10 protein-coding genes and 1 pseudogene are annotated in these 10,679 nt (G+C 72.2%); 4 read left to right on the plus strand and 7 right to left on the minus strand.

Annotated features, from left to right (window positions below; genetic code table 11):
* Nucleotides 1–168: 168 nt before the first annotated feature.
* On the minus strand, nucleotides 169–651 hold the full coding sequence (locus ACFWGZ_RS34535; RefSeq protein ID WP_382455784.1) for a universal stress protein: 483 nt from the start codon (nucleotides 649–651) through the stop codon (nucleotides 169–171).
* A 16-nt stretch (nucleotides 652–667) separates the two neighbouring features.
* Nucleotides 668–2,191 (minus strand): MDR family MFS transporter, encoded by a 1,524-nt coding sequence (locus ACFWGZ_RS34540; protein ID WP_382455793.1) that lies wholly within the window; start codon nucleotides 2,189–2,191, stop codon nucleotides 668–670.
* 105 nt (nucleotides 2,192–2,296) lie between these two features.
* Here ACFWGZ_RS34540 and ACFWGZ_RS34545 point away from each other — a divergent pair, with 105 nt between their 5' ends.
* Complete coding sequence (locus ACFWGZ_RS34545; protein WP_382455785.1) at nucleotides 2,297–2,878, plus strand: TetR/AcrR family transcriptional regulator; 582 nt, start codon at nucleotides 2,297–2,299, stop codon at nucleotides 2,876–2,878.
* Here ACFWGZ_RS34545 and ACFWGZ_RS34550 read toward each other — a convergent pair.
* Entirely contained in the window at nucleotides 2,866–3,456 is a 591-nt protein-coding gene (locus ACFWGZ_RS34550; protein WP_382455786.1) for a short chain dehydrogenase, read from the minus strand. The two genes, ACFWGZ_RS34545 and ACFWGZ_RS34550, sit on opposite strands and share 13 nt — an antisense overlap.
* 69 nt (nucleotides 3,457–3,525) lie before the next feature.
* Between ACFWGZ_RS34550 and ACFWGZ_RS34555 the strand changes: the two are divergent.
* Nucleotides 3,526–4,305: pseudogene (locus ACFWGZ_RS34555) on the plus strand (LysR family transcriptional regulator); the annotation flags it as partial.
* Here ACFWGZ_RS34555 and ACFWGZ_RS34560 read toward each other — a convergent pair.
* Nucleotides 4,286–5,944 (minus strand): PucR family transcriptional regulator, encoded by a 1,659-nt coding sequence (locus tag ACFWGZ_RS34560; RefSeq protein WP_382455787.1) that lies wholly within the window; start codon nucleotides 5,942–5,944, stop codon nucleotides 4,286–4,288. The pseudogene ACFWGZ_RS34555 and the gene ACFWGZ_RS34560 sit on opposite strands and share 20 nt — an antisense overlap.
* 244 nt (nucleotides 5,945–6,188) lie before the next feature.
* Here ACFWGZ_RS34560 and ACFWGZ_RS34565 point away from each other — a divergent pair, with 244 nt between their 5' ends.
* Together ACFWGZ_RS34565 and ACFWGZ_RS34570 are read left to right on the plus strand one after the other, a co-directional pair.
* Nucleotides 6,189–6,395 (plus strand): hypothetical protein, encoded by a 207-nt coding sequence (locus ACFWGZ_RS34565; protein WP_382455788.1) that lies wholly within the window; start codon nucleotides 6,189–6,191, stop codon nucleotides 6,393–6,395.
* Nucleotides 6,396–6,587: 192 nt separating this feature from the next.
* Nucleotides 6,588–7,499 carry an EamA family transporter gene (locus ACFWGZ_RS34570; protein WP_382455789.1) on the plus strand — a complete coding sequence of 304 codons (912 nt, stop codon included), beginning with the start codon at nucleotides 6,588–6,590 and terminating at the stop codon, nucleotides 7,497–7,499.
* 106 nt (nucleotides 7,500–7,605) lie between these two features.
* On the opposite strand, the gene ACFWGZ_RS34575 is transcribed toward ACFWGZ_RS34570, so the two are convergent.
* The 3 genes from ACFWGZ_RS34575 to ACFWGZ_RS34585 form a co-directional block, all read right to left on the minus strand.
* The gene (locus ACFWGZ_RS34575; RefSeq protein WP_382455790.1) at nucleotides 7,606–8,361 is read right to left on the minus strand and encodes a hypothetical protein; all 756 of its coding nucleotides are present in this window, start codon (nucleotides 8,359–8,361) and stop codon (nucleotides 7,606–7,608) included.
* 225 nt (nucleotides 8,362–8,586) lie between these two features.
* Nucleotides 8,587–9,489, minus strand: coding sequence for an NAD(P)/FAD-dependent oxidoreductase (locus ACFWGZ_RS34580; protein ID WP_382455791.1), 903 nt, complete (start codon nucleotides 9,487–9,489; stop codon nucleotides 8,587–8,589).
* Between the two features lie 97 nt (nucleotides 9,490–9,586).
* The gene (locus tag ACFWGZ_RS34585; RefSeq protein ID WP_382455792.1) at nucleotides 9,587–10,324 is read right to left on the minus strand and encodes a chitinase; all 738 of its coding nucleotides are present in this window, start codon (nucleotides 10,322–10,324) and stop codon (nucleotides 9,587–9,589) included.
* Between the last annotated feature and the right edge of the window lie 355 nt (nucleotides 10,325–10,679).

The raw sequence follows: 10,679 nt of genomic DNA on the forward strand, positions 1-10,679 counted from the left end.
GGATGTCAAACGGCCGAAAAGCGTGGCCGTTTGACATCCCCCTCCACGTGCAGCAAGAGCTGAGGTGCGACTCGTGACGGGGCACCCACCGCTGAGAGCTTCGCTCAAAAGCCAAGGGGCTGCTCGCCTTCGGCTTCGCTGCTCGCCTTCGGCTTGCCCGAGGCCTGGTTACGGCACCACCAGGACCGGCCAGTGGCCCGACCGGATCAGCCTCGTCGCCACCGACCCGGCGAACCGGTGGCCCGTCTGCTGCGACGCGCCTACCACCACCATGTCGGCCTGGCACTGGTCGGCGGAGTCGCGCAGCAGTGTGACCGGGTCGCCGAACGTCTTCACGAACGTCACGGGCACGTTTAGCTCCTCCGCCGCGGACCGGATCTGGCCCGCCAGTTCGGCGTGCAGCTTCGCGGTGGCCTCGTGTTCGAACACCGACGCCACCGCCGGGCTCAGCGCCGCCAGGGTCGAGTGGCACGCCACGAAGGCGACCACCAGGCGGGCGCCCTGGCGGCGGGCCAGGCCGAACGCCGCCGCGGTTGCCCTCATCGCGGTGTCCGAGCCGTCCACGCCGACCAGGATGGTCCGCGCCGACGGGCGGGGAGCGGGACCAAAGGAGTCCACTGTGGACTCGAATGCGTTCACACCGGCGCTCACGGTTCCCCCTCAACGGTCAACGAGCGACAGCCGAGTCTGCTTCCTTCTTCTCGAGATCGATCGTCGTGCGCAACGTGATCGGCTTGAGCAGCAGTGCCGCCACCACGCCGATCAGGCCCACCGCGGCGGAGATCAGGAAGATGTGCGCCGTCGCGTCGCCGTAGACGGTGTGCACGACCGTCTGCACCTGCGGCGGCAGGGCGCTCAGGTTCAGTGCGCTGGTGCTGCCGGTCGACTGGCCCGCGGGCACGTGCAGCGCGGCGGACAGGTCGGCGGTCACGCGGTTGGCGAGCACGGCGCCGAGCACCGAGACGCCGATCGTGCCGCCCAGCGACCGGAAGAACGTGACGGACGCGCTGGCCGCGCCCAGTTCGCTCAGCGGCACGCTGTTCTGCACCGCCAGCACCAGGTTCTGCATGGTCATGCCGACGCCGATGCCCACCACGGCCATCGCGACGCCGACGATCCACAGCGCCGTGGCGTGGTCGACCATGCCCAGGCCGAGGAAGCCCACCACGAGGGTGATCGTGCCCGCGACGATGTAGGGCTTGATCTTGCCGGTGCGGCTGATCAGGCGGCCGGAGATCGTCGACGACACGAGTACGCCGGCCATCAGCGGGATCGTCAGCAGACCCGCCTCGGTGGGGGAGTAGCCGCGGCCGATCTGGAAGTACTGGCCGAGGAACACCGCGCCGCCGAACATGGCCATGCCGACCGCGAGGCTCGCGATGATCGCCAGTGCCGGGGTGCGCTGGACGACGATGTGCAGCGGCACCACGGGTTCGCTCACCCGGCGCTCGACCGCGACGGCCGCGCCGAGCAGCACGATCCCCGCGCCGACCATGGCGCCGGTCTGCCACGACAGCCAGTCGAACGAGTTGCCGACGAACGACACCCAGATCAGCAGCACGCTCACGCCCGCGGCGATCAGCGCGGCGCCCAGGTAGTCGATCTTCACGTTCTCGCGGCGCCTGGTCTCGAGCTTCAGCGTCGCCTGCAGCACCACGAACGCGATCGCGGCGATCGGCACGGCGACCCAGAAGCACCAGCGCCAGCCGAGCCACGACACGTCGACGATCAGGCCGCCCAGCAGCGGGCCGCCGACCGTGGCGACGGCCATGACCGCGCCGAGGTAGCCGTTGTAGCGGCCGCGCTCCCGCGGCGGGATGATCGCGGCGATCACGACCTGCACCAGTGCCTGCAGGCCGCCGACGCCGATGCCCTGGAACGCGCGGGCGGCGATGAGCTGCCCGGTGTCCTGGGCGAAGCCGCTGATCAGCGAGCCGATCACGAAGATCACGATCGCGACCTGGACCAGCGTCTTCTTGTTGAACAGGTCGGCGAGCTTGCCCCAGATGGGGGTCGTGGCCGTCGCCGTGAGCAGGGTGGCGGTGACCACCCACGTGTACTGGGTCTGCGTGCCGTTCAGCGAGCCGATGATGCGGGGCAGCGCGGTGGAGACCACCGTGGAGCTGACCATGGCCACGAACAGTGCGAGCAGCAACCCGGACAGCGACTCCAGCACCTGCCGGTGCCCCATCGCCTGAGTCTCGATCTTCAACGTCCCGCCCCTTCGTCCCTGCAATTCTTGCGCGTCGTGCAAATTTGCGCAATGGGAAACTTACTCCACCGCTACGCTGGGTGCATGGAGACCCTCACCACTCGGCGCGAGCACAAGAAGGCGGTGACCAGGCGGTCGCTCGCCGGGGCGGCGCTGCGCCTGGCGATGGAGCGCGGTCTCGACGGCGTGACGGTCGAGGACATCGCGGACGAGGCGGGCGTGTCGCGCCGGACGTTCTCCAACTACTTCACCAGCAAGGAAGACGCCGTCGTGGACGCCGACCGCGAGCGCACGAGGGCGCTCGTGGCCCTGGTGGCGGCGCGGCCCGCGGCCGAGGGCGCGTGGCAGGCGCTGCGCGCGTCCACGGCGGAGCTCTACCGCGCCCGGCCCGTCCCCGACGTCGAGTGGATGGCCCAGCTGCGGCTGCTGCGCCGGCACCCGTCCCTGATCGCACGCCAAGCAGGCGACCAGGTCGCACTCGAACGCGACCTGACCGCCGTGCTGGTCCTGCGGGAACCGGACGAGGAGGTGGCCCGGCTGATGGCGTCGGCGTTCCTGTCCACCGTGCGCACCGGCATCGCGCTGTGGCTGGAGAGCGCGGGCGCGCGCCCGTTGCCGGAGGTGGTCGACCGGCTGCTGGGCCGGGTGAGTGTTCAGGGCACGTAGACCTGCCCGGTCTGCCGTCCCTCGATCGACCGGACGTAGGCCCGCACCACGTCGGCCAGCGGCACCGGCTTCATGCCGGGGAAGAAGTCGCCGTAGACGTCCAACGACTCGGTGAACACGGTCGGGCTCACGGCGTTGATGCGCTGCGGTGCGATCTCGATGGCGGCCGCGCGCACGAACGACTCCAGCGCGCCGTTGGCCATCGACGCGGCGGCGCCGGTGACGATCGGTTCGCGCGCCAGCACACCCGTGATCAGCGTGAACGACTCCGTGACGTGCGTCAGCCCCTCCCGGACCAGCGACACCTGCGACAGCACCTTGCCGGTCAGGCCCGCCTGGTAGTCGTCGGCGGTGAGCTCGGCGACCGGCCGGTACGGCACGCTGCCCGCGGCGATCGCGACGGCGTCGACCTGGCCGACGGTCTGGTAGAGGTCGGCGACCTGGGCCGGGTCGGTCACGTCGTACTGCAGGTCACCGCCCGTGCGGGAGACGGTGACGACGTCGTGCCTGCGGTCGGCGAGCCCCCGGTGCAGCGCGGTGCCGAGCGTGCCGGTGGCTCCTACGAGCAGAATCCTCATGCCGTCGACGCTAAGCGCGCGTTCCCGGCGGGGGAAATGCCGTTCGTGCAGCACTTATGATCAGCGGTCATGAATGTCGAGCTGCGTCACCTGCGGGCGCTCGCCGCCATCGGCGACCACCGTTCGATCACCGCGGCGGCCAGGGCGCTGCACGTCACGCAGCCCGCGCTGTCCCGCACGCTCGACCAGCTCGAGAAGCGGCTGGGCGTGCGCCTGGCCGACCGCACCACCCGCCACGTCGCCCTGACCGACGCGGGCCACCGGCTGTGGGAGCACAGCCACCGCATCCTGACCTCGCTGGACTCGGCGCTGGCCGAAGCCGTGCGGCCGCAGCCCCTGCGGCTCACGTTCGCCTGGGCCGCGCTCGGCCGGTTCACGATCCCGTTCCTGCGCGAGTGGCGCGCCGAGCACCCGGACGTGCTGGTCCGCATCCGCCGCTCCGACGACCCGGAGGCGGCGCTGCGCAGGGGCGACGCGGACGTGGCGGTGCTGCGGTCCGGGGCGTCCGGCGCGGGCCTCGGCCACGTCGCGCTGATCGAGGAACCCAGGGTCGCGGCCGTCGCGGACGACCACCCGCTGGCCTCCCGCACCGCGCTGGTGCTGGACGACCTCGTGGGGGAGTGCGTCGCGGTGTGCGAGACGGCGGCGACCACCTCGGCCGACCTGTGGCCCGCCGGGTCGCGGCCGCGCACGGTCGACGTGCCGGGCGTGGTCGAGTGGCTCACCTCGATCGCGACCGGGACGACCGTCGGTGTCACGGCGGCGGGCACCAGCCACCACAACCCGCACCCCGGCGTGACCTACCTGCCGCTGGCCGACGCCGATCCGATCACCGTGCACCTCGCTTGGCCGGCGGCGGCGCCGCACCCGTCGACGGAGGCGTTCGTCGCGCTGGCTCAGCGGCATCTGGCCGCCACAGCCGCAGTTGCAGCATCGCCGCGAACCGCGCGTTCGGATCGGTGAGGTCGATCTCGCCGACCTCCGACAGCCGCCGCAGCCGGTAGCGGAACGTGTTGGGGTGCACGAAGACGGCGGCGGACGCGGCCGTCACGTCCCCGAACGCGTCGAGCCACGCGTTCAGCGTCTCGACGAGGCAGGCGTTGTGCCGGCGGTCGTAGTCGATCAGGCGGGCGACCGGGCCGCTCAGGGTGTCGCCGCGTTCGGCGATGAGGTCCGACAGTTCCAGCAGCAGGCCCTCGCTGTGCACGTCGGACACGCGCGCCACCGGCCGCGGCGACCGGCCGGCGCGCAGCACCCGCAGCACCAGGTCCGCCCCGGCCCGCGACCGCGCGAGCGTCAGGCCGTCCGCGAGCGGGCCGACGCCCACCAGCACCTGGTCGCCGATGCGGTGGCGGAAGTCGTGGGCGATCCGCAGCGCCCTGTCCTCCGTCTCGGCGGGCAGGATCGCGTAGGCGACGTCGCTGATCAGCGCGGCGGCGGCGCGCGGGTGCACGGCCGTCAGGTGCATCGCGAACGCGTCGGCGACCTGCTGGCGCTCGGCGAGCAGCCGGGCGTGCGAGGCGGGGTCGTCGCCGTGGGAGTGCGCGAGCGCCAGGGCCAGCACGACGCACGACTGGTCCGCGAGCCCCAGCCGCCGCACCGCCTCCGCCGCACCCGCGCCGCCCTCCACCGCCGTGGAGACCAGGTCGGCGCGCAGCCGCCGTTCGACGTCCGCACCCGCCCGCTGGCGCATCATGTGCAACGCCACGAGCTTGGCGGCGTCGGAGAACGCCCGGGACGAGTCGGGGGACAGCGGCGCGCGGACCGCGGCCCAGATCGAGCCGAGGAACTCGTCGCCCGCCCGCACCGCCACCGCGACCCTGGGCAGCACGAAGCCGTCGGCGGAGTCGGCTCCCTCGATCGTGACGGGCTGGTCGCTGCGGTAGAGGTGCTGGAACACCCCGCGCGCCTCCAGCAGCTGCGAGAACCGCGCGGGCACCCGCCGGCCGAGGATCGTCTCGACCCGCGAGGCGTCGGCCTCGTCCTGCCGCCCCGAGAACGCGAGCACCCGCGAGCTGCGGTCCTCGATCGTCACCGGCGCGTCGATCAGCGACGCGACCGCGTTGGCCAGCGCGAACAGGTCACCGGCCGGCACGCCGCCGAGCGTCTCGGACGTGTCGACCTCACCCTCGGCCAGCAACGACCGCAGCATCGCGGCGAGCTGCGTCCACGACGCGCCGGGCGCGAGACCGAGCAGCACCACACCGGAGCGGTCGGCGGCGGCCGCGACCTCCTCGGTGACGACGACCGGAGCCCGCAGGACGAGTGCCGCGGCCCCCTCCCGCCCCAGTCGCGCGAGGAGCTCGGCGGGCTCGCGCACCCCCACGCCCAGCACGAGCGCCGACGCGGGCAGCGCCTGGTCGTCGTCGGGGTCGTGGATCACCACGCCACCGATGTCGGCGGCCTGGCCGGGGTCGCCCCGCACGAGGTCGATCAGCGTGGTGCCGAGGTCGTCGAGGACGCGGGCGAGACCAGTTCGCGGACTCATCCCCCCACCTTGCCACCGGCCGCGGAGAGCAGCCGCCGCGAACCCCGCTCCGGGCGGGACCGCCGCTCGGGGATCTCCGCCGCACGCACCCGGACGTGTCCGCGCCGGGCATTGCGTGCTCTGCGGCACGGATTGTCGCCACCTGTTCGCAACAGCCATAGTCTGGCGACTGCTCCGAGCGCGCCCGGTGACGGTGCACGAGCGGGCTCGGCTTTCGATCCCGGTGACGAGGTGGTGATCCGCGATGTCCGGTGTGGGCAACGCCCTGCTCCTGGCAGGGGCTTCGCTGCTGCTGGGGTCGGTCGTCTTCCTGCTGGCGGCCGGACTGGGGAGGGCGGAACCCTCCACGCCGCGGACGGCCAGGCGGCTGGCGGTCAAGGTCCGGGTGACCTGGGTGGTGCTCGCGGTGTCCGTGGTGGCGGTCTGCGCCGGTTCGTGGCTGGGCGACTAGAAGTCGCGAGTCCTCCTCGGCGGGCCGGCTCCGCGAAGGCTGTCGCACATGATTTGCAACAGCCAAATACTGGCGATAAGCGACCGCCGCTCGAACAGGGCCGGGTAGAAGTGGACTCGGTCCTCGTCACCCGCAGCGTGGCGGCGAGGCGTCGAGGCGGTGAGCTCGCCGCCCACGAGTCGCGAGGGAGACGTGAAGGACAACCGACTACTTGCCGACACGGCGGTCACGGCGCTCGCGCCCGTGGTCTGGGGCAGCACCTACATCGTCACGACGCAGCTGCTGCCACCCGACCGGCCGTTGCTGGCCGCGGTGGTCCGCGCGCTGCCGGCGGGCCTGGTCCTGCTGCTGTTCGGGCGGATCCTGCCGAGGGGCCTCTGGTGGTGGCGCGCCCTCGTGCTCGGGACGCTCAACATCGGCGCGTTCTTCTTCCTGCTCTTCGTCTCCGCCTACCACCTGCCCGGCGGGGTCGCTGCGCTGGTGGGGTCGGTCCAGCCGGTGGTCATGCTGGTGCTGGCCGCGCTGGTGCTGGGCGACCGCGTCCGCCTTCCCCACGTGCTCGCCTGCTTCGCCGCCACCGCGGGCGTCGCGTTGCTGGTGCTGAAGGCCACGGCACAGCTCGACCTGGTCGGCGTGCTCGCCGCGATCGGAGGCGCGGTCAGCATGGCGTCGGGGGTCGTGCTGACGAAGCGGTGGCGTCGGCCCGAGGGGGTGAACGTGCTGCTGTTCACCGGCTGGCAGCTCACCGCCGGCGGCCTCGTCCTGCTGCCCGCCCTGTTCCTGGTCGAGGGCCTGCCGAGCACGATCACCGGCACCAACGCGCTGGGCTTCGGCTACCTGGTCGTGCTCGGCTCGCTCTTCGGCTACACCGTCTGGTTCCGCGGCACCGACCGCGTCCCGGCGATCGGCCTGTCGTTCCTCGGCTTCTGCAGCCCGATCATCGCCACGACGCTCGGGTTCCTGTTCCTCGGCGAGACGCTCTCGCCCCTGCAGCTGCTGGGGGCCGCGATCCTCGTCGGGGCCATCGTGCTGGTCCAGCTGACCCCGACGAGAACACCGCCGCTCACGCCGCAGCCCGAACTCCGGCACGCGGCCGCGCGGTAGGTGCCGGTTACCTGCAACCGTCTCCGCGGGTCGCAGAACGAGGAAGAAGCGGTGCTCGCCGCGGTGCCGCCCCGGACCGGCACTGCGGTACCGGCCAGGGGCGGCGTCAGCGCCCGGCCGACGGCACGAGCACGTCCGCGCACGTCTCCGACGCGCTCTTCGCCTCCGAGAGGAAGATGGTCTGGGCCATCATCCGGTAGCCCGACATCCCCTCGCGCAGCGTCTCGAAGGACTCCTCCGGGTGCACCGAGTCGATCACGGCGTTCGGCCCCGCGGCGGTGAACTGGTGGGAGACGTCGCGCGGGATCTGCATGTCCACCCAGGAGTTCTCCGGGACGATCACGTTGTACCGGTCGACGTGGCCGCCGCCGGGGACGTCCGGGAGCGCGTCGACGAACGCCCTGAGCGGAGTGGTCCAGCTCGGGACGTCCCGCACGGTGATCGGGGACAGGCTGGACACCCGGATGGTGGTGCCGGGCCCGGTCATCATCCGCACGAACCGCAGACCGATGTGCAGGTGCATGCGGGAGCAGATGCCGCGTTCGGCCGTGTCGTGGAAGTCCATGAGGTAGCGGTCCGCGAAGTACCCCTCGAACGGCGGCTCGAGCAGGTACACGTCGCCCTCCTCGAACTCCTGCGCGAGCTCGAGCTCTCCGGGCGCCACCTCCACGGCGCGCTCGTGCGCGTCGCGGACCAGGCCCGCGAGCGCGTCCACCACGTGCAGCGCCACGTCCGGGGGCAGGTGCAGCACCGGGGTGATCCGGTTGCGGTCGGGGTCCTGGTGCGCGTGCAGGTCGAGGATCTCGGCCTCGTGGTCGGGGGAGACCTTCGTCCGGTTCGGCTGCCCAGCCCGGTCGATCATGCGGTCGCTCCAGTCCTGTCGTCGGTTCGCGTGCGCCCGCATCAGGCCGAGGGGTTCGCTTTCGTCGCCGGTGACCTGTCCTGGTGGCTCGAACTGCGTGCGCCGATCGAGTGTCTCCGTGCACGTTCCCCAACGGATCCTGATCCGTGCCCTCTGGTGCCCGCCTCGCTCACCAGTCGTCGTCCGGGAGCCGGCGAGATGGCCAGCCGGTGCGGCGCGATCGCCTCAGAGCGTTGTGCCGAGCACGGCGTCGGCCACGGCGCGGCCGGAGAGCCAGGCCGTCTGCACGCGGGGCCGGCCGAACGCGTCGCCGCACAGCCACACCCGGCCCTCGTGGGCGTACGGGGCCTCGGTCGCCTGTTCGGGCTGGGCGTAGGTCCACCGGTGCACCTGGACCCGCGGCGAGGCGGTGATGCCGAGCAGGTCCCCCACGGCCGCGGCGAGGACCGGACCGGCTCCCTCGGGTGTGTCCAGGTGCGCGGCGGCCAGGTCGGCGGTGGAGTGGGCGACGAGGACCGGGGCGTCGTCGCCGCGGCGGTCGCCGTCGTCGCACACGGTGGCGAGCAGCGGGTGGTCGTTGACGAACGCGCCGCGGAACGCGGTCCACGTGCGGGCCGGGTAGGTGAGGACCGCGGCGATCACCGGCCGCCAGCGCTGCGCGGCCGCGGCGGCGGCGATCGCGGGCGGCGGGGACAGCCTCAGGGCCTGGGGCCCGGGCATGGCCAGCACCACCGCGTCCGCGTCCTGGTCGGCGGACTCGGCCGGGGTGGACAGGCGGACGTCGAGCCCGTCGGCGAGATCGGCGGCGAGGCTGCGCAACCCGCCGGGAGCGGCCCACCGCACGGGACCCCGCGCGTCCGTGCCGCCGGGGTGGACGCGCAAGGTGTCGGTCCAGGGACGGGCGAGACCGCGCGCCCGCCACGACTCGGTCTGCGCGACGAACGCGGGGTCGTCGGCGACCAGGTAGGCGGCACCGATGTCGGCGTACCGGCCGTCGATGCGCTTGCTGGCCAAGCGGCCGCCCACGACACGGCCGCGGTCGAGGACGCGAACCCGTGCCCCGCCCTCCGCCAGTGCCCGTGCGCACGAGAGACCCGCTATCCCCGCCCCGACCACGACAACGTCCACGAAGGACACCTTAAGCGCCGCACTGTGAGGTCACCTGACAGGACGCGTGAGGGCCTTCCCCGAGGAGATCGGGGAAGGCCCTCGCACCGCGTTCGGGTCAGCAGGACAGGTTGTCGCCCGCCGGGACGCCGAGGATGCCGGTGATCTGCGTGTACTTGTCGATCCGGCTCTGCACCTGCGCGGGGTTGCCGCCGTTGCACTCGATGGAACCGTTGATGCTGCGGATGGTCTCACCGAAGCCGCGGCCGTTGACCATCGCGTCGTGCGGGGTCATCGTGCCGGGGCCGGTCTGGGTGTTCCAGTACCAGAGACCGGTCTTCCACGCGACGGCCGCGTCCTGCTCGACGAGGTAGGGGTTGCCGAGCAGGTCGATGCCGAGGTTGTCCCCGGCCGCCTTGTAGTTGAAGTTCCAGCTGAGCTGGATCGGCCCGCGGCCGTAGTACGCGGCCTGGCCCGCGGGGCAGCCGTAGGGTTGACCGGCGTCGCAGTAGTGCGGGTAGTTGGCCTGGTTCTGCTCCACGACGTGGACGAGGCCGCCCGTCTCGTGGTTCACGTTGGCCAGGAACGCCGCGGCTTCCTGCTTCTTCACCGTGTCGTCACCCGTGCCGGCGAAGCCGGGGTAGGCGTCGAGCGCGGCGGTCAGGCCGCTGTAGGTGTAGAAGCTGTTGCGGCCGGGGAAGATCTGGTCGAACTGGGCCTCGCTCACCACGAAGGACGCGTCCGATGTGGACGGCTGGGCGGACGAGGTCGTGGCGGGGAGCACCAGTGCGCCGGTGGTGGCGACCAGTGCGGCCACGGCCACTCCGGCGCGCTTCAGGAACCGGGGTGTTGACATTCGGAACTCCTCTTGTCATGTCGGTCGTGCGCGGTACGACCGATCCCGTGTGGACTTACGCCAAGAGGTATGGACCAATCTGTCGGGCGTGAAACCGCTCTCACGTAAGGTGGGCGCGTCTGGCCCAGTGATCGACTCGGTTTCTCGCGGTGAGTAGGCGGGGTTGTGGGCCGAACGGGTGAGGCGCGACGTGGGGCGGGCGCCGGGTCTCTACTTTCCGTAGAGGTGGTGCGGGTGGTTCGGCGACCAGTCGGGTGGCCTTGTGGGCCGGTGGAGCTACCGGCGCGGGGGCTGCGCGGCACGTCGGCGCGCCTTTCCCGCCGCACGGCGAAGTGGGTCCCGGCCAGGCCGGGAC

It is taken from the genome of Lentzea sp. NPDC060358, from assembly GCF_042725365.1.
GTDB lineage: Bacteria > Actinomycetota > Actinomycetes > Mycobacteriales > Pseudonocardiaceae > Lentzea.

What these genes read in the sequence shown, in the direction of transcription:
- ACFWGZ_RS34545 (WP_382455785.1), top strand. Translation starts at nt 2,297, where the DNA reads ATGGAGACCCTCACCACTCGGCGCGAGCACAAGAAGGCGGTGACCAGG.
- ACFWGZ_RS34585 (WP_382455792.1), bottom strand. Translation starts at nt 10,324, where the DNA reads ATGTCAACACCCCGGTTCCTGAAGCGCGCCGGAGTGGCCGTGGCCGCA.
- ACFWGZ_RS34575 (WP_382455790.1), bottom strand. Translation starts at nt 8,361, where the DNA reads ATGATCGACCGGGCTGGGCAGCCGAACCGGACGAAGGTCTCCCCCGAC.
- ACFWGZ_RS34540 (WP_382455793.1), bottom strand. Translation starts at nt 2,191, where the DNA reads ATGGGGCACCGGCAGGTGCTGGAGTCGCTGTCCGGGTTGCTGCTCGCA.
- ACFWGZ_RS34565 (WP_382455788.1), top strand. Translation starts at nt 6,189, where the DNA reads ATGTCCGGTGTGGGCAACGCCCTGCTCCTGGCAGGGGCTTCGCTGCTG.
- ACFWGZ_RS34550 (WP_382455786.1), bottom strand. Translation starts at nt 3,456, where the DNA reads ATGAGGATTCTGCTCGTAGGAGCCACCGGCACGCTCGGCACCGCGCTG.
- ACFWGZ_RS34560 (WP_382455787.1), bottom strand. Translation starts at nt 5,944, where the DNA reads ATGAGTCCGCGAACTGGTCTCGCCCGCGTCCTCGACGACCTCGGCACC.